Here is a 20,505-nt window from a genome sequence, read left to right on the forward strand (position 1 = left end):
TGTCGGGGGAGGACCGACCCGGATGATCGACCGGGAACGAACGAGCCGACAGACACAAAGTGGCTCCACGTATTAACCCCGACCATGCCATCTCATGCCCCCTATCCTCAGCTCGACGGACCCCTCTTCGAGATGGCCCAGCGAAACGGCGTCTTCCCCGACTCGAAGACGCTCGTGGACTGCGTGCCCGCCATGGACCCCGAGGAGATCGACCACCGCTTCGAGGACGAGGAGGACGCCGACCTCGAGCGGTTCATCACGGAGCACTTCGTCCTCCCGGAGGACCCGATCACGGGCGGGGATCCCGCGACCGCCTCGATGGAGTGGTACATCGACAGCCTCTGGGAGCATCTGATCCGCGACCCCGTCGAGACCCGTGAGGGCGAGACGATCATCCCGCTGCCCCACCGCAGCGTCATTCCCGGCGGACGGTTTCGCGAGACATACTACTGGGACAGCTACTTCACCGCCGAGGGGTTGGCCGTCACCGGCCGGCTCGACCTGATCGAGGAGATCGCGGCCAACTTCGCGTCGCTGATCGAGCGCTTCGGATTCGTCCCCAACGGCGGGCGGGTCTACTACACGAGCCGGTCGAACCCGCCGCTGTACCACCGCCTGCTCGACCTGCTCGCTCACCAGCGCGGGCCCGAGTCGGTCCGCGAGTTCCTCCCGGCGCTCGAGAGCGAGTACGAGTTCTGGATGGACGGCACCGAGGGCCTGAAGCCGGGCGAGACCCACCGCCGGGCCGTCGGCGTCGAGGGCGGCACCCTCAACCGCTACTGGGACGACCGTGCCCGCCCGCGCGTCGAGTCCTACCGCGAGGACGTCGAACTCGCCGAGAGCACGAACCGCGATTCCAAGGGGCTCTATCGCGACGTCCGGGCGGCCTGCGAGTCGGGCTGGGACTTCTCCAGTCGCTGGTTCGCGGGCGAGGGGATCGAGACGATCCGGACCACCGACCTCGTCCCGATCGACCTCAACGCCTTCCTCTACGGGATGGAACGGTCGCTCGCGGGCTGGCACGAACGCGCCGGCGACGACGAGCGGGCCGCCGACTACCGTCGGCGGGCGGACGAACGTCGGGCGCTGGTCGACGAGCACTGTTGGAGCTCCGAGGAGGGCTTTTACTTCGATCACGCTTGGGCCGAGAACGATCGGACGGATGCCTGGACCCTCGCAGGGACAGTCCCGCTGTTCACCGGGATGGCGAGCGAGGAGCAGGCGGCGGCGGTCGCCGAGGTCGTAGAAGAGCGGTTCCTTCATCCGGGCGGGCTCGTGACCACGCTCACCGAATCGGGCGAGCAGTGGGACTTTCCTAATGGATGGGCGCCCCTCCAGTGGATGGCGGTCGTCGGGCTCGCGGGCTACGGCCACCAGAAGCTCGCGACGCAGATCGCCGGCCGGTGGCTCGACCTCAACAGAAGCGTCTTCGACGAAGCGGGGCAGATGCTCGAGAAATACGACGTCACAGGGGGCTCGGGCGAGGGTCTGGGCGGGGAGTACCCGCTGCAGTACGGCTTCGGCTGGACCAACGGCGTCGCGCTCGCGCTGCCCGAACTGCTCTACTAGACCAACAGCTCCCAGAGATACGTCGTCGAACCGGCTCCACAGTGACATCCCTCGACACGGACCAACGTGCCGGCCGCCCCGCTCGCGAGAAGGGCCCCCAGAGCCACCCCGGAACGGGAGCCGACGACCGCGAGAAGGAGCCCGACCGAGAGCAGCGCCGCCGACAGCCCCGTGAGGTAGAGCCAGCTCTGGCCGATCCCGACCGAGGCGACGATCAGGAGGGGATCGGCCCCGGCGGTCTCGAGGGGGATCCGGCTCGGCAGTAGCGTGAAGTCGTACAGCGGGCCGCCCAGCGAGGTGCGCCGGACGAGCGCCCCGAGCGCGAGCAGGAACGCCACGCCCGTGACGAGGGACGCGGCGATCCGTGCGGCGGGTCGCGGGGGGGAACGCGCGAGGCTCACGCCGCCTCGACCTCCTTCCAGCCGATCTGCCAGTTCGCGAACAGCCGCACCAGCGCCGAGGAGACCGCCCCGAGCACGCCGATCGTGATGATGCCGACGATGATCGCCGGGTAGGAGCCGCTGGTGTAGGCCGACCAGGTGAGAAAGCCCAGTCCGGTGCCGCCGGCGACCATCTCGGCGGCGATGAGGTTGACCCACGCCAGCCCCATGCCGACGATCATGCCGGCGTGGATCGCGGGCAGCGCGCTGGGATAGATGACGTGCCGGAACGTCTGAAACGAGGTCGCGCCCAGCGACTGTGCGGCCCGCGAGAACTCGACCTCGACGCCGCGGGCGCCCTGGATCGTGTTCAACAGGATCGGGAAGAACGCCCCCAGAAAGGTGATGAACATGATCGAGAGCTCCGCCGCGGGCAGGACGAGGATCGTGAAGGGGATCCACGCGATCGGCGGGATCGGGCGCAGCATCTCGAGGGCCGGAAACGTCAGGTCGGCGAAGACGGTGTATCGGCCGATCAGCAGCCCGAGCGGGATCGCGATCGCCGCCGCGACGACGAACGAGGCGAGTACGCGAACCGTGCTCCGGACCGTCGAGATCCAGAAGTCCTCGCGGTAGAGCTCGGCGGAGAAGGCCGTCGCCACCTCCATCGGCGTCGGCAGCCCCGAGACGAGCCCGAGGCGACTGGCGGCGAGCCAGAGGATCGGGACCGCGAGGATCGAGGCCAGTCGGACGAGCCTTCGTCGGGACTCCATCAGGCGCTTTCCTCCTGTTCGAGCGCGCGTTGGGCCTCCTCGCGGATCACCGACAGCGCGCGTTCGCGCAGCTCGGTGAAGCGCTCGGTGGTGACGACCTCGGGATCACGCGGCCGGTCGAGATCGACGTCGATGACCTCCTTGACCTGCCCCGGTCGGGCGGTCATGACGACCACGCGGTCGGCCAGGAGGATCGCCTCCTCGACGTCGTGGGTGATGAAGAGCACCGTCCGGTTGTCGCGCTCCCAGACCTCGATCAGCTTCTTCTGCATGATCTCCTTGGTCAGCGCGTCGAGCGCGCTGAACGGTTCGTCCATCAGCATGATGTCGGGGTCGTTCGCGAGCAGCCGGGCGAGCTCGGCGCGCTGTTGCATCCCGCCCGAAAGTCCCGAGGGATAGGCGTCCTCGAACCCGTCGAGGCCCATCTCGTCGAGGATGCTCCGGGCACGGCCCTCCTCGACGCCGTTTCGCATCTGCGGGCCGAACTCGACGTTCTCCTGGACCGTCTTCCAGGGGAACAGGCGGTTCTCCTGGAAGACGACGCCGCGCTTGGGGTCGGGGCCGGAAACGCGGTCGCCGTCGACGACGACGTCGCCCTCGGTGGGGTCGAGGTAGCCGGCGATGCAGTCCATGACCGTGCTCTTCCCGCAGCCGGACGGGCCGAGCAGCGCGACGAACTCCTCGGCCTCGATGTGGAGGTCCATGTCGTCGACGGCGAGGACGTCCTCGCCCTCGGGGTCGTAGACCTTCGTCAGGTGGTCGATGTCGATGGCGCCGGTCGCCTCCGTGGTCGGTTCCGCGTCGGCCGTCGAGTCGTGCGTGGTCCGTGTCTGGTTGCTCATGGTAGTGTAGTGGTGAGTGGTGTCAGTCGATCTCCTGCCAGCGGGTGAGTCGGTGGCCGGTGCGGTGGACCGCGGCGGCCGAGACGTAGCCGAGGAACCCGATCGCGATCATGCCGACCGCGACGGTCGGGGTGTCGAGCAGCCGGTAGGCCTGGAAGATGATGTAGCCGATGCCGACGCCGCCGGCGATCATCTCGGCGGCGACGACGGTGATCCAGGCCAGCCCGACGCCCAGCGAGACGCCCGTGATTATCGAGGGCGTCGTCGCCGGGATGATGACGTGTCGGAAGATCTGTCGCGAGCCCGCACCCAGGCTCGAAGCGGCCTGAACGTACTCCTGTTCGACGGTCTCGACGCCCTCGATGGTGTTGACGAGGATCGGGAAGAAGGCCCCGACGAAGACGACGAAGATCACGCCGCTCCTGAAGGTGGGCATCAGCAACAGCGCGATGGGCACCCAGGCGACGGGCGGCACCGGCCGGAAGACCTCCAGGGCCGGGAACAGCGCGTCCTCCCAGCGCCGGCTCGTCCCGATGATCAGTCCGAGCGGGATGGCGATCGCCATCGCGAGCAGGACCGCGACGACGACGCGGAACGCCGAGTAGGCGGCGTGTTCGTAGATCGTCTCGCCGCCCTCGGTCATGGGCGCGCCGGCGAGCGCCTCCGCCAGCGCCGCGAGCGTCACCTCGGGGCCGACGAAGTTGTCGAACCCGAGGACGCCGATCCGGACGACCGCCGACCAGACGAGGAAGAAGAGGACGATCGAGAGGAGCTGCAGGACGCGCCGTGGCGGCGTCGGAACGCTCCCGTCGAACTGGCGCTGGAGCCGGTCGATGGTGCTCGTGCTCATCGTTCGGCCTCCCGGAGGGGGTCCCAGTCGGCCTCCTCCTCGAGCTCCTCAACCGCCGCGGCGAGCGGCTCGGTCCGGTAGCGCTCGTCGGGCGGGACCTGCGAGATGACCTCCTGGTTCTCGTGGAGGAACTCGGGGGCCTCCTCGCGCATCAGGCGCTCGGCCGGCTCGACGGCCTCGTAGTCGGTGTAGAACAGCATCCGCTCGACGTCGGGGTTGACGTCGATGTTCTCGTAGAGGGTGCCGTAGAGCGTCTCGCGCTCGTAGTCGCGCAGCTGGCCCTCCTCCTGGATGAGGTCGATCGTCCGCTCGGGGTCCGTGGCCATGATGTGTTTGGCCTCGAGCTCGGCCTTGAGCCAGCCGCGTGCGGCCTCGGGATGGTCCTCGACCAGCGAGTCGAGCATGAGGAGGCCGGCGGCGTCGTTCGCGTCGTACTCGACGCCGGTGAAGAGGTACTCGGCGGCCTCCTCCTGGTAGACCGACCGCGAGGGAGCCGGCTCCCAGCCGGCGCCCGCCGCGAGGTTGCCCTCCCGGATGTTGGTCACGACCGTCTCCATGCCCTGGTCCGAGAGCTCGACGTCGATGCCTTCCTCCTTGATGGCCTCGAGCAGGAACCGGTGGGTGCAGGTCCCGGTGGTGACGCCGATCTCGCCGCCGTCGAGGTCGGCCGGCTCCTCGAAGTCGCTGTCGGCGGGGACGAAACAGAGGTTACACTGCTGGCCCTCCGAGAAGCCCGCGAGCGCGACCAGGTCGATCGGGGTCTCCTCGTTGGCGATCGCGGTGATCGTCGGCATGTCGCCGGTGTAGCCGATGTCGTTCTGTTCGGAGATCATCTTGTTGCCGATCACCGCGCCCTGGAGGGCGACCTCCCAGCTCGCCACCGAGTAGCGATCCGGGAGGTACTTCTCCCAGAGGTCGGCGTGGCGGATCACCAGCGCCGACCACGACTCCGTGTAGAAGGGCTGGTAGCCCACGATGAACGACTCGTCGTCGAACCCCGCGACGGCGCCGCCGAACACGTCGCTTTCGGTACAGCCCGCGAGCAGCCCCGCGCCGGCCGCGCCGGCGGTCGCCAGTGCCCCTCGCCGAGTGGTCGTTCGAGTCGATGCCCGCTCGTCGTCAGCCATTGTCGTGAAGGTCCATGATCGATGTCCGAACCCGCTGCGGTGATGCCCCCCACCACGGCGATGGGATAAATAATTCGTCGTCCGTTATCATCAGATATTTTCTCTTCGCTCTCAGAACAGTTAGGCCTGATGATGCAAGGAGGTTAATGCTGAAGTAGCTATACCGACGCAATCAGGGACTGTCGACCGAAGTTTTAACAGAGGGATGGAGGACGCTACAGGCGGGGATGACGTAGTCGTATTCCGTCGTCCGTGATCGCACAGTTCGTCGGTTCGATTCGACCTCGTGTCCCTGGTTGCCGAACACCACTCCCGAGGGGACCGAGGGGATTGGTGGATGGAAAGCTATAGGGAGATCTCCCGACCATCCGTATATAAGAAATGAGCGAGCGGAATTACGACCACACGGCGATCGAGCGCCGGTGGCAGGAGGCGTGGGACGGGGCGGACGCGTATCGCACGCCGGACGAGGTCGAGGACCCGACGTACGTCCTCGGGATGTACCCCTATCCGTCGGGGAAGCTCCACATGGGCCACGTTCGGAACTACACGATCACCGACGCGTACGCGCGCTACCGTCGGATGCGTGGCGACAGGGTGCTCCACCCGATGGGGTGGGACGCCTTCGGCCTCCCCGCCGAGAACGCGGCCAAGGAGCGCGACACCAACCCCCGGGACTGGACGTTCGACTGCATCGAAACGATGCGCGACCAGATGAAGTCGATGGGCTTCGGCTACGACTGGGACCGGGAGATCGCCACCTGCACGCCCGAGTACTACAAGTGGAACCAGTGGCTCTTTGCCCGGTTCCACGAGGAGGGGCTGGTCGAGCGCCGGGACGCCGAGGTCAACTGGTGTCCCAACTGCGAGACGGTGCTCGCGGACGAGCAGGTCGAGGGCGACGAGGAGCTCTGCTGGCGCTGTGACACGCCGGTCGAGCAGCGCGAGCTCGAACAGTGGTTCCTGCGGATCACCGAGTACGCCGACGAACTGCTCGAGGCGATCGACGAGCTGGAGGGGTGGCCCAACTCGGTACGCCAGATGCAGCGCAACTGGATCGGCCGGCAGGACGGGACCGAGCTCGAGTTCGAAATAGAAGGACACGGTCCGGTCACCGCCTTCACCACCCGCGTCGACACGATCCACGGCGCGACGTTCTTCGCACTCGCGCCGGACCACCCGATCAGCGAGGAGCTGGCCGAGAAGGACGAGGAGGTCCACGAGTTCGTCGAGGAGGAGGCCGATCCCGAGGGCGACGAGCCCAACGGCGTTCCGACGGGACTGACCGCCACGAACCCCGCGACGGACGAGGAGATCCCGGTCTACGTCGCCGACTTCGTGCTCTCGGACGTCGGAACGGGCGCGCTGATGGCCGTGCCGGGCCACGACGAGCGCGACCACGCCTTCGCGACGAAGATGGACGAGGAGATCCGCCCCGTCATCGCGCCCGAACCCGAGGAGGGCAGTGAACCCGAGGCGCCGGACGTGAGCGAGGAGGCCTTTACCGACGACGGCGTCCTCGTGAACTCCGGCGAGCACTCGGGGCTCGACAGCGCGAGTGCTCGCGAACGGCTCACCGAGGGGATCGAGAGCGCCGAGGAGTCGACGCAGTACCAGCTGCGCGACTGGGGGATCTCCCGCCAGCGCTACTGGGGGACGCCGATCCCGATCGTCCACTGTCACGACGACTGTGGCCCCGTCATGGTGCCCGAGGAGGAGCTGCCCGTCGAGCTACCGGAGTTCATCAACACCACCGGCAATCCGCTGGACGCCGCCGAGGAATGGAAGGAGACGACCTGTCCCGACTGCGGTGCCGACGCCACCCGCGAGACCGACACGATGGACACGTTCGTCGACTCCTCGTGGTATTTCTTGAGGTATGTCTCGCCGGACCTCGAGGACGCCCCGTTCGACCGCGAGCGGGCCAACGACTGGATGCCCGTCGACCAGTACGTCGGCGGCATCGAACACGCCGTGATGCACCTGCTGTACTCCCGGTTCTTCACGAAGGTGCTCGCCGACCACGAGGGTCTGGAGCACCGCGAGCCCTTCGAGAACCTGCTGGCCCAGGGGATGGTCCAGCTGGAGGGCGAGAAGATGTCGAAATCGGTCGGCAACGTCGTCTCGCCCCAGCGCATCGTCGAGGAGTACGGCGCCGACACCGCCCGCCTGTTCATGATGCAGGCCGCCCAGCCCGACAAGGCATTCGACTGGAGCGAGGACGGGGTGCAATCGACCTACGCCTTTCTGAATCGGCTGAAGGGGATGGTCGAGGGGTTCGTCGAAAACGAGCCGGACGGGACGGACGACGCCGTCGCCAGTTACGTCGGAAGCGAGATCGACGCGGCGATCGCCATCGCCACCGACGAGTACGACGAACTGACGTTCAACAAGGCGCTGCGCGAGAGCCAGGAGCTCGTCCGGACGCTCCGGCAGTACGCCGAGTACGCCGAACCCCACGGGGGGACCTATGAGCGCGGGCTGTCGGCGGCCGTCCGGCTGCTCGCGCCGGTCGCGCCCCACCTCGCCGAGGAGCTGTGGGAGGAGCTGGGCGAGGAGGGGTTCGTCGCCGAGGCCGACTGGCCGGGCGCCGAGGTCGACCGCGCGTTCGTCGAGAAGCGCCGTCGGCTGGTCGAGAACACCCGCGAGGACGTCCGCGACATCGTCGAGGTCGCCGGCATCGAGGACCCGAAGGCGATCGACGTCGTCGTCGCGCCCGACTGGAAGTACGACGCCCTGGAGATCGCGATCGGGAGCGACGCCGACAACCTGATCGGCGAGCTCATGGGGGAGGACCACATCCGCGAGCAGGGCGACGCCGCGGCCAGCTACGGCCAGGACCTGCAGGCCGAACGCGAGGCCCTCTCGATGACGCTCCCCCCCGAGGAGGAACACGCGGCCCTGGAGGCCGCCGCGTGGCTGCTCGAACGCGAGTTCGAGGCCCCGGTCTCGGTCGTCCGGGCCGACGGGGCCGACGACGACGTGGTCGGGAAAGCCGAACCCGGTCGGCCGGCGATCGAGATCGAGGACTGATCACCACCCGGGACGCGCCGGGCGACTCGAAAAAGGTTATTCCGTCGGGCGACCTACTCGAGCCATGAGCGAATCGGACGACTCCACGGTCAAGGAAGCGCTACGAACGGTGACGCCGCCCTACCGGGGGCGACCCGACCGCGAGATGAACCTGATCGGTTTCGCGTACTTCCTCGTGCTGCTGGTCGTCCTCGTCCCCCTGCTTCCCTTCCTCCTCATCGTCTGGGTGCTGACGAAGGTCCTCGGAGCCGTCCGGCAGAAGGCGGCGTGAACCGGGTCAGTTGAGCCCGAGCAGGTCGAACGGGTAGCCGTTGTCGTTCTCGTCGGCGTGCTCGTAGACGACGTGAGCCGCGGCCACGTCCTGGATCGCGAGGCCCGTCGAATCGAAGACGGTGAGCCCGTCCTCGGGAGTGCGACCCTCGCGCTCGCCGACGACGATCTCGCCGATCGCGGCGTGGATGTCGTCGTCGGTCAGCGTCCCCTCGTTGTACGGGACGTTGATCTCGCCCGAGTGGGTCGTCTGGGCGTGGTCGTCGATGACGAGCTTCGAATCGAGCAGGACCTCGTCGGCGATCTCGTGTTTGCCCTCGGCGTCGGCACCCATCGCGTTGATGTGAGTGTGCTCGCCGACCGCCTCCCGGGAGACGATCGGGTCCTCGACGGGCGTAACGGTAGAAAGGACGTCACACGAAGCGGCCTCCTCGATCGACCCGGCCGAGACGTCGAAGCGGTCCTCGAACTGGGAGACGAAGCGCTCGACGCGCTCGTCGTCGAGGTCGCTGATGACCACCTCCCGGATCGGGCGGATCTCGGCGATCGCCTCGAGCTGGGTGTAGGCCTGCACGCCCGCGCCGACGATCCCCATCGAGCTCGCGTCCTCGACCGCGAGGTGGTCGGTGGCGACCGCGGCGGCCGCGCCGGTGCGCTGCATCGTGAGCTCGGTGCCGTCCATGATCGCGAGCGGCACCGCGGTCTCGGGGTCCGAGTAGACCATCGTGCCGAGCACGGTGGGAAGGTCCTTCTTCGGGTTGTCGGGATGGACGTTCACCCACTTGATCCCGGCGGCGTCCCAGTCACCCGCGTCGAGGTAGGCGGGCATCGAGCGGAAGTCGCCGTTGTACTGGGGCAGGTCGATGTAGGACTTGGGCGGCATCTGGGCGTCGCCGCGCTCGTAGGCCGCGAAGGCGTCCTCGATGGCGGGAATGAGCTCCGAGAGACGCGCGTTCTCGGCCACGTCGTCGCTGTTCAGAAGTAACGTCTGCATGGCGGCGAATATTGCGGAGGGAACTTAGTTCCATCTGAATAGGAGGCTACTCCCCGAGGATCCTCCATCTTGGTCCAGATTCAGTCCGATAGCAAAGAGCAGGATCTGCGTCGTCAGGGCCATACTGATAATCTACTAATGCGGAAGAGTACAGAGATCCGATACCGGCAGAAGGATTGGCGAGACCTGCTTCTCTCGCAATCCTCCACATTATCCGCGTTGTCGTCTCCGAAGAGGCGTTTTCGTTATCAGGTACCTCACCCAGCCCAACAGCTCGTCTTTTGCCTTCACTATAATCAGCCGCTGTTTTCAGCCGGTCTTTGGTCGTAGCGTCGTTGTAAAGGCGCCCTAATGGCGCATTCCCCGTAGCAACAGCGAATACCTCCGGCTCGATAAGTTCGCCATCAATTCGGTACTCGTCTTGACCTAATTCATGGCGTTTCCAGTATCGAGGCAGTTGAACCGCAGCATCATAGATCGCAGAGCCATCGTTCCCGATCTTTACCTCTAGCGCCGTTGTTGGCCATTTTGAATCAGGGGACTCTATCAAGAGGTCGGGCTTATCGGCGGCATCTGTCGATACAAATCGGTCATATCCGTAACTGGGTTCTTTTTCCCAGTAGATATGGGAGTCATACTTCCCGAACCATCTGGATAGAACCAATTTCGCTTGGTTTTCGGGCTCAATGTCGCTGGACGTATCGGGAGCCCACCCGTGTTTCGGGTCGAAATCGCCAATTGAACCGTTCATAAACCTCGACAAAAATAAAACGGGCTCAGTGATGAGAGTCCCGGGTACGAAAGTAGTCTCAACGGACGAGTTGCCGTCCGCGAGGGCCGTAGGTCCGAGCGGTAGCACAAGGCGACCAACGGGAGCCTTGTGCGCTTTTGGTCCAGCTTTTACCGAACGAAGCCGCCGAAGGCGGCTGAGTGTAGCGTAAAAGGTGGGTTTACATCGCGCCGCCCATGCCGCCCATACCGCCCATGCCGCCCATGCCGCCCATGCCGCCAGGCGCGCCGCCCTCGTCGTCGCCCTTGTCGGTCGAGAGGTCGCCGGCGGAGATGATGTCGTCGATCTTGAGCACGAGGTTCGCGGCCTCCGTCGCGGAGGTCAGCGCCTGCTCCTTCGCGTGGGCGGGCTCGACGACGCCCGCCTCGAAGGTGTCCTCGACGTCGCCCGAGAACACGTTCAGGCCGGCGTGCTCGTCGCCCGACTCGTGGGCCGAGCGCAGGTCGACGAGCGTGTCGATCGAATCGAGGCCGGCGTTCTCCGCGAGCACGCGGGGAACGAGTTCGAGCGCGTCGGCGAAGGCCTCGACGGCCAGCTGCTCGCGACCGGAGACGGAGTCGGCGTAGTCGCGCAGACGGGAGGCGACCTCGACCTCGATGGCGCCGCCGCCCGCGAGCACGCGGCCGTCCGAGACGGTCTGTGCGACGACCTCGAGCGCGTCGCTAATTCCTCGTTCGAGCTCGTCGACGACGTGCTCGGTCGAGCCTCGAAGGAGGAGGGTGACGCCGTGGGCGTCCTCGCCCGTGACGTAGAACATGTCGTCGGTCTCGTCGCGGGTGACGCTGCCCTGGCCGAGTTCGGCCTCGGTCGCGCTGTCGAGATCCGAAACGACCGCAGCGTCGAGTACCTCCTTCAGGAACTCGAGGTCAGACTTCTTCGCGCGGCGCACGGCCAGGATGCCCTCCTTCGCGAGGTAGTGCTGGGCCATGTCGTCGATGCCCTTCTGGCAGAAGACGACGTTCGCGCCGGTCTCCTTGATCTGCTCGACCTTCTGTTTGAGCTGCTGTTCCTCCTTGTCGAGGAACTGCTGGAGCTGGTCGGGACTGTCGATGCTGACGTTGGTGTCGGCGTTTGCCTCCTCGACCTCGATGGCCTCGTTGAGCAGGAGGACCCGTGCGTCCTCGACCTCGCGGGGCATGTCGTCGTGGACGGGGTCCTTGTCGACGATGGCGCCCTCGAGGAGCTCGCTCTCGCTGGCCGAGCGGCCGGTCTGGGTCTCGATCTCGAGGAACTCGAGGTCGACGACGTTGTCGCCCTCGTCGGTCTCGACGGTGACCTGGCTGACCGCGTCGACGATCAGCTGGGCGAGGTGCTCCTTGTTGAGCTCGGCGCCCTTGCCGGTCATGGAGGTCTCGGCGACCTTCTTCAGGAGCTCCTCGTCGCTCGAATCGACCTGCTCGGCGACGTTGTCGACTTCCTCGCGGGCCTGCTCGCTCGCCATGTGGAAGCCCTTGATGATCGCCGTCGGGTGGATGTCCTGCTCGAGGAGGTCCTCGGCGTTCTTGAGGAGTTCGCCCGCGATCGCGACGGCGGTCGTGGTGCCGTCGCCGGCCTCGTCCTCCTGGGTCTCGGCGACCTCGATGATCATCTCCGCGGTCGGGTTGTCGATGTCCATCTCCTTGAGGATCGTCACGCCGTCGTTGGTGATGGTGACGCCGCCCGTCGAGTCGACGAGCATCTTGTCCATCCCCTTGGGACCCAGCGTCGAACGGACCGCCTCGGCGACCGCCCGCGCCGCAGAGATGTTGTAGTCCTGCGCGTTCTGGTCCTGTACGCGCTGTGCGTCGTCTCCCATGATGATCATGGGCTGACCCTGTTGCATTCGCTGGCTCATAGTCACCTGAATCGTTGTTTGTGGTTCTATATAAAAGTGCCGATCATGGCGGAACGGCCCGAATCGCCCGTTCGGGAGAGAACGGGTGAAATGCCGTCGCTCCGGCATATCGGCCCGATTCATGCCATGTGATATCAAGGTTCTTCGGATCGAGAACGGTGCGGCGGAACGGCGTTTAAATACTAATGCCGACAGTAGGGCCGGCGTGAGCGGGGCGGCCACGTCCGGCCGCCTCGCGAACGGGGCGGGGGAGGGCAGGTTTACTCAGTGTACTCATCGCGAGTGAACGGAGTGAGCGAGCGATCGGTCCGAGCGACCAACGGGAGCGAGGAGCGTTTTTGCCGCCGGAAAGCGATGCTTTCCGGCTGCTAACCAGAACGCGCCGCGTTCTGGTGATGGTCCAGCTTTTGCCAGCGAGCGAAGCGAGTGTGGTTCGAGACGGCGGAGCCGTCTCGTCATCCCGAAAGGCTTCGCCTTTCGGACGACAGCAATAGGTGGGTCCCGAAGGTTCATACACGGTCGGCGGCTACAGAAAGCAGTATGGCTAGTGCGGAGAACCAGGAGCTCGTCGGCCGGTTCGAGGAGTTCTACCGGAACTACTACCACGACGAGATCGGCACGCTGGCACAGCACTACCCGAACGAACAGCGCTCTCTCTATCTCGACTGGACCGACCTGAACCGCTTCGATCCCGACATCGCGGACGACTTCCGGAACCAGCCCGAGCAGATGCAGCCCTACGCCGAGGAGGCGCTTCGCCTCTACGACCTCCCGGTCGACGTGAGCCTCGGCCAGGCCCACGTCCGGGTGCGGAACCTCCCGGCTCCGACCGATATTCGAGAAATTCGCTCGAAGAACGTCAACACGCTGGTCGAGGTCCGCGGGATCGTCCGCAAGGCCACGGACGTCCGCCCGAAGATCCAGCAGGCGGCCTTCGAGTGCCAGCGCTGTGGCACGCTCACCAGGATCCCCCAGACGGGCGGCGACTTCCAGGAGCCCCACCAGTGTTCGGGCTGTGAACGCCAGGGCCCGTTCAAGATCAACTTCGACCAGTCGGAGTTCATCGACGCCCAGAAGCTTCGCGTCCAGGAGTCCCCCGAGGGATTGCGCGGCGGCGAGACCCCCCAGAACCTCGACATCCACATCGAGGACGACGTCACCGGCGAGGTCACGGCGGGCGACCACGTCCGGGTGACGGGCGTGCTGCATCTCGAACAGCAGGGTTCGAACGGGGAGCAGTCGACCATGTTCGACATCTACATGGACGGCCACACGGTCGAGGTCGAGGAGGAGCAGTTCGAGGACATGGAGATCACCGCCGACGACAAACAGGCCATCGTCGAGCTCTCCGGCGATCCGAACATCTACGAGCGGATGGTCGACAGCCTCGCGCCGTCGATCTACGGCCACCGCCAGGCGAAGCTCGCGATGACGCTGCAGCTCTTCTCGGGGGTCACGAAACACCTCCCCGACGGCTCGCGCACCCGCGGGGACATGCACATGCTGTTGATCGGGGACCCCGGGACCGGGAAGTCCGCGCTGTTGCAGTACATCCGCAACATCGCGCCCCGCTCGGTCTACACCTCCGGGAAGGGCAGCAGTTCGGCCGGCCTGACCGCCGCCGCCGTGCGCGACGACTTCGGCGAGGGCCAGCAGTGGACCCTCGAGGCGGGCGCGCTGGTACTCGCCGACCGGGGGATCGCCGCGGTCGACGAGCTCGACAAGATGCGCCCCGAGGACCGCTCGGCGATGCACGAGGCCTTGGAACAGCAGTCGATCTCGATCTCGAAGGCCGGGATCAACGCCACCCTGAAATCCCGGTGTTCGCTGCTCGGTGCCGCGAACCCGAAATACGGGCGGTTCGACCAGTACGAACCCATCGGCGAGCAGATCGACCTCGAACCCGCGTTGATCTCACGGTTCGACCTGATCTTCACCGTCACAGACAAGCCCGACGCCGACGAGGACCGCAAGCTCGCACAGCACATCCTCCAGACGAACTACGCCGGCGAGCTCAACACCCAGCGGACGAACCTCCCCTCGCCGGACGTCACCCGCGAGGAGGTCGACGCCGTCACCGAGGAGGTCGCGCCGGACATCGACTCCGACCTCCTGCGGAAGTACATCGCCTACGCCCAGCAGAGCTGCTACCCCCGCATGACCGACGAGGCCCGCGAGGCGATCCAGGAGTTCTACGTCGATCTGCGCTCGAAGGGCGCCGACGAGGACGCCCCAGTCCCCGTCACGGCCCGGAAGCTCGAGGCGCTCGTCAGGCTGGGGGAGGCGAGCGCGCGCGTCCGGCTCTCCGACACCGTCGACCGCGAGGACGCCGAACGCGTCATCGAGATCGTACGCTCCTGTCTGCAGGACATCGGGGTCGACCCCGAGACGGGCGAGTACGACGTCGACGTGATCGAGACGGGCCGCTCGAAGACCCAGCGCGATCGGGTGAAGGGGATCAAGGAGATCATTCGCGAGCTCCAGGAGGAGTACGACGGCGAGCCCGGCGCGCCCCAGGAGAAGGTCATCGGACGCGCGGCCGAGGCGGGCATCGAGGACAGCAAGGCCGAACACGAGATCCAGAAGCTGCGCGACAAGGGCGAGATCTACTCGCCCGACCAGGACCACCTCAGGCTGGTCTGAGCGGCTCAGGCGACCGCTTCGATCGCCTCCTCCAGCGAGAACCGCCCCTCGTAGAGCGCCGTCCCCACCACCACGGCGGCCGCGCCGGCTTCCTTCAGCGCGCGGACGTCCTCGACGCTCGCGACGCCGCCGCTGGCGACGACCGGGATCGAGACCGCCTCCGTGACCCGCTCGACAGGGCCCGTCTTCACGCCCTCCAGCTGTCCCTCGACGTCGACGTTCGTGAAGAGGATCGCGCTCGCGCCCAGCTCCTCGTAGCGTTCGGCGGCCTCGGCGGGGTCCTGCCCGGTGCCCTCGGTCCACCCGGAGACGACGACCTCGCCGTCCTTCGCGTCGAGGCTGACCGTCACGCTCCCCGGGTACTCGTCGCTGATCCCCCCGACGATCTCGGGGTTCTCGACCGCCGCCGTCCCGAGGATCACGCGGTCGACGCCCCGGTCGAGCAGGGCGATCGCGTCCTCGACGGTGCGGATCCCGCCGCCCAACTGGATCGCCACCTCGTCACTCACGGTGTCGAGAACGGCCTCGACGGCAGGGGCGTTCCGGCGCTCGCCCTCGAACGCGCCGTCGAGGTCCACGAGGTGGAGCGTCCGTGCGCCGGCCTCGACCCACCGGCGGGCGGCCTCGGCGGGATCGCCGTAGCGTTTCTCCGTGCCGCGCTCGCCCTGCACCAGCTGGACGACCTCCCCGCCCTGCATGTCCACGGCGGGGATCACCTCGAAGCCCTCGTACATGCTCCGGGCCACGGGGCCGGCGCGCCTAAACACACCGATCCCGATCGCCACGACGCGATCCCCCGTCTATGGGCCGTCACGCGGGTTTTGGTCGGCCAAATTTACGATCGAATTATGTTCGTATGTAGCCGCCAGAGTCCCTGTGCCCACCATAATCGACAGGTGCGACGATTCAAAAATGAACAGCAAGGTCTAACAGGCATGCCGACGAATGACCGAGTGATGCCAACAGTAGAATACCTCAACTACGAAGTGCTGGACGACCAAGGCTGGGAGATGGACGACGACGACCTCTTCGACGAGGCCGCCGACGCGGGCCTCGACGAGGAGGACTACGGTACGCTCGAGGTCAACGAGGGCGAGTACATCCTCGAGGCCGCCGAGGCCCAGGGCTACGACTGGCCCTTCTCGTGCCGCGCCGGCGCGTGTGCGAACTGCGCGGCGATCGTCTACGAGGGCGAGATCGAGATGGACATGCAGCAGATCCTCTCGGACGAGGAGGTCGAGGAGAAGAACGTCCGCCTGACCTGCATCGGCTCGCCCGACGCCGACGAGGTCCGGATCGTCTACAACGCCAAGCACCTCGACTACCTCCAGAACCGCGTCATCTGATCGGGCCCGTCGTCCCGACGGCGTTCGTTTCACGTAGAGAACCACAAAACATTCATCGGGCGCCCCCTCCCATAGGACCGTGCCCGCTTCGGTTCCCGATCTCCTGCGCCTCGTAGTCGTTCCCGTCCTCGTCTGGGCGGCCTATCGTGACGTGAAGACCCGCCGGGTTCCGAGCGTCACCTGGAAACCGGTGTTCGCGCTCGGGGCCGTCCTCTTCGTCTGGGACGGCCTAACGGCGTTCGCCGCCGGCGGACAGCCGTGGCTCTTCTTCCTCGTCGGCGCGGGGATCAGCCTGCTGATCGTGATCCCTGCCGCCTACGGGTTCTGGCGCTTCGGCGCGTTCGGCGGCGCCGACGCGAAGGCGCTGATCGTCCTCGCGCTGCTGTTCCCGACCTACCCGATCTACGAGGTCGGTGCCGTCCAGCTGCCGCTGGTCTGGACGCCGACCGGCGCGTTCGCGCTGACGATCCTCGCGAACACCGTCCTCGTGGGCGCGTGTTACCCGCTCGCGCTCGCGGCCGGCAACGCGCTCGCCGGACGGTTCACGCCGACGATGTTCGTGGGACGGCCGGTCCGCTGGTCGGAGGTCGAGCGGACCCACGGCCGGCTGCTCGAGGACGGCGAGGGGTTCACCCGGTCGGGGCTCGACCTCGACGCCCTGCGGATGTACCTCCGGTGGCGGGGGGCAACGCTTTCGGACCTCCGGGAGGACCCCTCCCAGTACCGGGACCCCGGATCGCTGCCCGCCGAGCCATCGCCGGCCGGCGACGGTGCAGTGGCCGATGGGGGAGTCGTCGAGGACGAGTGGGGCGCCGAGGCCTTCCTCGCCGACGTCGGGTCGGCCTACGGTACCACGCCGGCGGGGCTGCGTGCGGGCCTCGACGTGCTCACGACCCGTGAGACGGTCTGGGTGTCGCCGGGGATCCCGTTCCTGGTCCCGATCCTTCTGGGCCTGCTCGTGGGCCTGACCTACGGCGACCTCCTGATCGGCGCCCTCCTGACTGCCGGTGTGCTATAGCGTGACGATAACACTATAACGGTCGGTCCGGACAGTCGAGACGATGCCATCCCCGGACGAGCGCGTTCGTTTCCTCGCGACCTCCCCGAACCGCGTCTCCCTGCTCGCCGAGCTCGAGGAGGGGCCCAGACAGCCCGCCGAGCTCGTCGATCGGCTCTCGCTGTCGCGGTCGGCGGTCCAGCGCAACCTCCGGGAGCTGACCGAGCGGGGCTGGGTGCGCCGGGACGACGGCGGCTACGTCTCCACCGTCGGCGGGCGGCTCGTCCTCGGGGCGTACGAGGGGCTGACCGACACGGTCGGGCTCGTCGAGGAGTACGGCGAGAACCTCGAGGCGCTCGCCGAGGCCGGCTTGGAGCTGTCGCCGGCCGTCCTCGAGGGCGCGACCGTCGTGACGGCGACCGACAGCGATCCCCACGCCCCGCTTCGCCACTACACGGATCGCGTGCTGGAGACCGATTCGACGCGCTTTCAGGGGATCGTCCCGGTGGTCAGCCCGCTGTTCAACGAGGCCCACAAGACGCTGCTCGATCGGGGTATCGAGGGCGAGATCGTGCTCGACTCGACGGCGCTTGCGGCCTCGAAGGAGGAGTACGACGCGGCGTTCGACGACGCCCTCGCCACCGACGAGCTCTCGCTGTACGCCCACGGCGACTCGTTCTCCTTCGGGCTCACGATCATCGGTGATCGGGTCTTCCTCGGCGCCTACGAGGGCGGCCAGTTCGTCGCCTGCTTCGAGTGGGTCGACCCCGAGGTCAGGGAGGCGGCGCTCTCGACCTACGAGAGCCATCGGGAGGCCGCCCGCGAGGTCGACACCGCGGTGCTCTCCTCGTAGGGGGTGTCCGACGGCGTGACACATGTGGCGGTGGGTAGCTATAGGATCCACTCGGTCGTAGCATCGGGTACGGGTCGCCGGCGTGCCGGATCGGTGGTGCCCCTGACAGACGCACCCGGCCGGCCCGATGTTCGATCCACCCTGCGCTCGTGGTCAGCACCGACCGATCCACGCTCCTGCTTTCTACCGTCGACCGTCAATCGGCCGACACGGAAGACCTATTCGACGCCGGGGGTTCACTCGAACCATGAGCAGCGACGCCCCGGACCTCGAGTTCGACGACCGCGGGTTGCTCCCCGTGATCGCCCAGTCCGCGGAGACGGGCGACGTACTGATGCTGGCGTACGCGAACCGCGAGGCGGTCGAGCGGACCCGCGAGACCGACCGCGCACACTACTACTCGCGGAGCCGCGAGGCGCTCTGGGAGAAGGGCGCGACCAGCGGCCACGTCCAGGAGATCGAGGAGATCCGCGTCGACTGCGACGGCGACACCCTGCTCTACCTCGTCGAACAGGCGGGTGGGGCCTGTCACACCGGCCACCGCTCCTGTTTCTACCGGACCGTCGAGGGCGAGCACGTCGGCGAGCGTGTCTTCGACCCCGATGACGTGTATGAGTGAACCCGACCCCGAACGCCGGCTGGCCGACGCCCACGACCGCTACGAGGCCGCCGATGCGGCCGTCGAGGCGGTCGGCGAGGCCGAGCTCCGGCGGATCGCCGAGGCCCGCGAGCGCCTCGCCGACCTCTTCGCGCGCTACGAGGACCGGGCGACCGGCACCGGCGACTTCAAGGGGTTCATCGAGTTCCAGAGCACGCTCGACGACCTCGTCTCGGGACTCCCGGAGGAACTGCGCCATCGCGAGGTCTTCGAGGACGTCGAGGACGTCTTCGACAAGCGCCGGCTGAACGAGGGGGATTTCGAGCGCGCCCGCGGGCTGCTCGACCCCGTCGAGGACGACGTCGAGCTCCTCGAGGAACGCCGGGAGGCCCGCGAGAAACTGCGCGAGGCGCGCCTGGGAGCCCGGCGGCGCATCGAGGAGCTCGACGGGAAGATCGCCGAGTACGATCGGCTGCTCTCGCTGTCGGAGGTCGACCTCGAGGCGCCGGTCGCGGACCTCCGGGTGCCGATCGAGGGGTACAACGACGCGGTCACGCGGGAGTTCGAGGAGTACCGCTCGCGCGTGAGCGCCCGCGAGCTCCTCGCCACCCTCGATCGCATCGACTGGTTCCCGCTGGTCGGGACTCCGGAGGTGCCGGCGGATCTGCGGGCCTACATCGGGCGCGCCGAGGCAGGGACCGAGCCGCTGCCGAAACTGCTCGAGTACGCCGGCTACTCCCGTTCGAAGCTCGAGCACTACGTCGAGGACGCCGACGCCCTGAAGCGGGCGGTCGCGACCCGGCGGACGGCGATCGAGCGGATCGACGCCGAGCCCTTCGAGATCGAGTGGCCGCCCCGGCCCGCCGACGAGCTGCGCTTCCGGCTGCGGGAACTGCGGGGAGCGATCACGCGGTTCGCGTCCGAGGAGACGATCGCCCGTCTCCGCGAGGTCCGGACGCTGACGCACGACCCCGACTACGAACGCCTGCGCCGGGCGGCCGAGGCCCGCGAGCTGCTGGGCGAGGAGGAACGAAAGCGGCTCGCGAGCGGGGCGATCGCCGACGAGAAGGAGGAGGCGATCGAGGAGAAACGGCGGCTTCGCGAGGCCCTCGAACGCTACGCGCCGACGATCGCGTCCTCGTAGCTCGCGACCTCCTCAAGGACCGCCTCGCGGTCCTCGCCGGGGACGTCGAACTCGACGAGCGCGTCGTTCAGGTGGGTCGCGATCGCGTCGAACTCCTCTTCGGTGATCCCCATCCCCTCGTGGGCGGCCCGCATGTCCTCGCCGGCGTACTCGACCGGCCCTCCCGTAACGGAGCTGATGAACTGGGCCTGGTGGGCGATCTGCTTCTGCATGTCGGTGTCCTCGAAATAGCCGTTAACTAGGTCGTCGGCGAGCACGCGGTCGTAGAACTCCTCGACGACGGCCTCGATCGAGTCCTCGCCGCCGAGTCGGTGATAGAGCGTTTCCTCTGACATACGGATCGGCGTTCACGCCCCCGATACATACCTCCTGGGCCGAACGCGTTCGGCCGGGCTCTATCAGTGGCCGGACCTCGATTGTGCTGGATTGTCGCTGCAGGACGTGGCGAGGAGCGACACATCT

19 protein-coding genes are annotated in these 20,505 nt (G+C 67.1%); 9 read left to right on the plus strand and 10 right to left on the minus strand.

Annotation, left to right across the window (positions count from 1 at the left end):
* Positions 1-84 precede the first annotated feature (84 nt).
* On the plus strand, positions 85-1,569 hold the full coding sequence (treF, locus tag WOA58_RS08640) for an alpha,alpha-trehalase TreF (protein WP_340603787.1): 1,485 nt from the start codon (positions 85-87) through the stop codon (positions 1,567-1,569).
* Here the strand turns inward: treF and WOA58_RS08645 are convergent.
* The 5 genes from WOA58_RS08645 to WOA58_RS08665 are packed head-to-tail and all read right to left on the minus strand — an operon-like array spanning position 1,566 to position 5,541.
* Entirely contained in the window at positions 1,566-1,970 is a 405-nt protein-coding gene (locus tag WOA58_RS08645) for a hypothetical protein (RefSeq protein ID WP_340603788.1), read from the minus strand. The genes treF and WOA58_RS08645 overlap by 4 nt on opposite strands.
* Positions 1,967-2,722 (minus strand): ABC transporter permease, encoded by a 756-nt coding sequence (locus WOA58_RS08650; RefSeq protein ID WP_340603789.1) that lies wholly within the window; start codon positions 2,720-2,722, stop codon positions 1,967-1,969. The genes WOA58_RS08645 and WOA58_RS08650 overlap by 4 nt, the downstream gene beginning before the upstream one ends.
* The gene (locus WOA58_RS08655; protein WP_340603790.1) at positions 2,722-3,564 is read right to left on the minus strand and encodes an ABC transporter ATP-binding protein; all 843 of its coding nucleotides are present in this window, start codon (positions 3,562-3,564) and stop codon (positions 2,722-2,724) included. The genes WOA58_RS08650 and WOA58_RS08655 overlap by 1 nt, the downstream gene beginning before the upstream one ends.
* Before the next feature lie 22 nt (positions 3,565-3,586).
* Complete coding sequence (locus WOA58_RS08660; RefSeq protein ID WP_340603791.1) at positions 3,587-4,414, minus strand: ABC transporter permease; 828 nt, start codon at positions 4,412-4,414, stop codon at positions 3,587-3,589.
* Positions 4,411-5,541 (minus strand): ABC transporter substrate-binding protein, encoded by a 1,131-nt coding sequence (locus WOA58_RS08665; RefSeq protein WP_340603792.1) that lies wholly within the window; start codon positions 5,539-5,541, stop codon positions 4,411-4,413. Before WOA58_RS08665 ends, WOA58_RS08660 begins: the two co-directional genes overlap by 4 nt.
* Positions 5,542-5,922: 381 nt before the next feature.
* On the opposite strand from WOA58_RS08665, the gene leuS reads away from it, so the two are divergent.
* Positions 5,923-8,574 (plus strand): leucine--tRNA ligase, encoded by a 2,652-nt coding sequence (gene leuS, locus WOA58_RS08670; protein ID WP_340603793.1) that lies wholly within the window; start codon positions 5,923-5,925, stop codon positions 8,572-8,574.
* 64 nt (positions 8,575-8,638) lie between these two features.
* Positions 8,639-8,845: a DUF7535 family protein gene (locus WOA58_RS08675; protein ID WP_340603794.1), complete on the plus strand. Its 207-nt coding sequence runs from the start codon at positions 8,639-8,641 to the stop codon at positions 8,843-8,845.
* Positions 8,846-8,851: 6 nt separating this feature from the next.
* Here the strand turns inward: WOA58_RS08675 and WOA58_RS08680 are convergent, their stop codons facing one another.
* From WOA58_RS08680 to thsB, 3 genes are all read right to left on the minus strand, one after another.
* On the minus strand, positions 8,852-9,838 hold the full coding sequence (locus WOA58_RS08680) for an ornithine cyclodeaminase family protein (RefSeq protein WP_340603795.1): 987 nt from the start codon (positions 9,836-9,838) through the stop codon (positions 8,852-8,854).
* Between the two features lie 46 nt (positions 9,839-9,884).
* Complete coding sequence (locus WOA58_RS08685; RefSeq protein WP_340603796.1) at positions 9,885-10,589, minus strand: hypothetical protein; 705 nt, start codon at positions 10,587-10,589, stop codon at positions 9,885-9,887.
* A 199-nt stretch (positions 10,590-10,788) separates the two neighbouring features.
* Positions 10,789-12,462 (minus strand): thermosome subunit beta, encoded by a 1,674-nt coding sequence (gene thsB / locus WOA58_RS08690; RefSeq protein WP_390220763.1) that lies wholly within the window; start codon positions 12,460-12,462, stop codon positions 10,789-10,791.
* A 540-nt stretch (positions 12,463-13,002) separates the two neighbouring features.
* Here thsB and WOA58_RS08695 point away from each other — a divergent pair.
* Positions 13,003-15,105, plus strand: coding sequence for a minichromosome maintenance protein MCM (locus tag WOA58_RS08695; RefSeq protein ID WP_340603797.1), 2,103 nt, complete (start codon positions 13,003-13,005; stop codon positions 15,103-15,105).
* A gap of 5 nt (positions 15,106-15,110) precedes the next feature.
* On the opposite strand, the gene hisA is transcribed toward WOA58_RS08695, so the two are convergent.
* Complete coding sequence (gene hisA, locus WOA58_RS08700; RefSeq protein WP_340603798.1) at positions 15,111-15,839, minus strand: 1-(5-phosphoribosyl)-5-[(5-phosphoribosylamino)methylideneamino]imidazole-4-carboxamide isomerase; 729 nt, start codon at positions 15,837-15,839, stop codon at positions 15,111-15,113.
* A 222-nt stretch (positions 15,840-16,061) separates the two neighbouring features.
* Here hisA and fer point away from each other — a divergent pair, with 222 nt between their 5' ends.
* The 5 genes from fer to WOA58_RS08725 all read left to right on the plus strand — a co-directional run bounded on the left by fer (position 16,062) and on the right by WOA58_RS08725 (position 20,043).
* On the plus strand, positions 16,062-16,451 hold the full coding sequence (gene fer, locus WOA58_RS08705; RefSeq protein WP_340603799.1) for a ferredoxin Fer: 390 nt from the start codon (positions 16,062-16,064) through the stop codon (positions 16,449-16,451).
* Between the two features lie 79 nt (positions 16,452-16,530).
* Positions 16,531-17,469: an A24 family peptidase gene (locus WOA58_RS08710; protein WP_340603800.1), complete on the plus strand. Its 939-nt coding sequence runs from the start codon at positions 16,531-16,533 to the stop codon at positions 17,467-17,469.
* Positions 17,470-17,512: 43 nt separating this feature from the next.
* On the plus strand, positions 17,513-18,301 hold the full coding sequence (locus WOA58_RS08715) for a helix-turn-helix transcriptional regulator (RefSeq protein WP_340603801.1): 789 nt from the start codon (positions 17,513-17,515) through the stop codon (positions 18,299-18,301).
* Positions 18,302-18,548: 247 nt separating this feature from the next.
* Positions 18,549-18,920, plus strand: a complete 372-nt coding sequence (gene hisI, locus WOA58_RS08720; protein ID WP_340603802.1) for a phosphoribosyl-AMP cyclohydrolase — start codon at positions 18,549-18,551, stop codon at positions 18,918-18,920.
* A complete protein-coding gene (locus tag WOA58_RS08725; RefSeq protein WP_340603803.1) occupies positions 18,913-20,043 on the plus strand; it encodes a DUF7118 family protein in 1,131 nt (376 codons plus the stop codon). The genes hisI and WOA58_RS08725 overlap by 8 nt, the downstream gene beginning before the upstream one ends.
* Here WOA58_RS08725 and WOA58_RS08730 read toward each other — a convergent pair.
* Positions 20,016-20,378 (minus strand): group I truncated hemoglobin, encoded by a 363-nt coding sequence (locus WOA58_RS08730; protein WP_340603804.1) that lies wholly within the window; start codon positions 20,376-20,378, stop codon positions 20,016-20,018. The genes WOA58_RS08725 and WOA58_RS08730 overlap by 28 nt on opposite strands.
* Positions 20,379-20,505 lie beyond the last annotated feature (127 nt).

The sequence above is a fragment of the Halalkalicoccus tibetensis genome, assembly GCF_037996645.1.
Classification (GTDB): Archaea; Halobacteriota; Halobacteria; order Halobacteriales; family Halalkalicoccaceae; genus Halalkalicoccus; species Halalkalicoccus tibetensis.

Excerpts from the sequence above, each read along its gene's own strand:
- hisI (WP_340603802.1), top strand. The coding sequence starts at position 18,549 with ATGAGCAGCGACGCCCCGGACCTCGAGTTCGACGACCGCGGGTTGCTC.
- thsB (WP_390220763.1), bottom strand. The coding sequence starts at position 12,462 with ATGAGCCAGCGAATGCAACAGGGTCAGCCCATGATCATCATGGGAGAC.
- WOA58_RS08730 (WP_340603804.1), bottom strand. The coding sequence starts at position 20,378 with ATGTCAGAGGAAACGCTCTATCACCGACTCGGCGGCGAGGACTCGATC.
- WOA58_RS08665 (WP_340603792.1), bottom strand. The coding sequence starts at position 5,541 with ATGGCTGACGACGAGCGGGCATCGACTCGAACGACCACTCGGCGAGGG.
- fer (WP_340603799.1), top strand. The coding sequence starts at position 16,062 with ATGCCAACAGTAGAATACCTCAACTACGAAGTGCTGGACGACCAAGGC.
- WOA58_RS08650 (WP_340603789.1), bottom strand. The coding sequence starts at position 2,722 with ATGGAGTCCCGACGAAGGCTCGTCCGACTGGCCTCGATCCTCGCGGTC.
- hisA (WP_340603798.1), bottom strand. The coding sequence starts at position 15,839 with ATGTACGAGGGCTTCGAGGTGATCCCCGCCGTGGACATGCAGGGCGGG.
- treF (WP_340603787.1), top strand. The coding sequence starts at position 85 with ATGCCATCTCATGCCCCCTATCCTCAGCTCGACGGACCCCTCTTCGAG.
- WOA58_RS08655 (WP_340603790.1), bottom strand. The coding sequence starts at position 3,564 with ATGAGCAACCAGACACGGACCACGCACGACTCGACGGCCGACGCGGAA.
- WOA58_RS08715 (WP_340603801.1), top strand. The coding sequence starts at position 17,513 with ATGCCATCCCCGGACGAGCGCGTTCGTTTCCTCGCGACCTCCCCGAAC.
- WOA58_RS08660 (WP_340603791.1), bottom strand. The coding sequence starts at position 4,414 with ATGAGCACGAGCACCATCGACCGGCTCCAGCGCCAGTTCGACGGGAGC.
- WOA58_RS08685 (WP_340603796.1), bottom strand. The coding sequence starts at position 10,589 with ATGAACGGTTCAATTGGCGATTTCGACCCGAAACACGGGTGGGCTCCC.
- leuS (WP_340603793.1), top strand. The coding sequence starts at position 5,923 with ATGAGCGAGCGGAATTACGACCACACGGCGATCGAGCGCCGGTGGCAG.
- WOA58_RS08680 (WP_340603795.1), bottom strand. The coding sequence starts at position 9,838 with ATGCAGACGTTACTTCTGAACAGCGACGACGTGGCCGAGAACGCGCGT.
- WOA58_RS08675 (WP_340603794.1), top strand. The coding sequence starts at position 8,639 with ATGAGCGAATCGGACGACTCCACGGTCAAGGAAGCGCTACGAACGGTG.
- WOA58_RS08725 (WP_340603803.1), top strand. The coding sequence starts at position 18,913 with ATGAGTGAACCCGACCCCGAACGCCGGCTGGCCGACGCCCACGACCGC.
- WOA58_RS08695 (WP_340603797.1), top strand. The coding sequence starts at position 13,003 with ATGGCTAGTGCGGAGAACCAGGAGCTCGTCGGCCGGTTCGAGGAGTTC.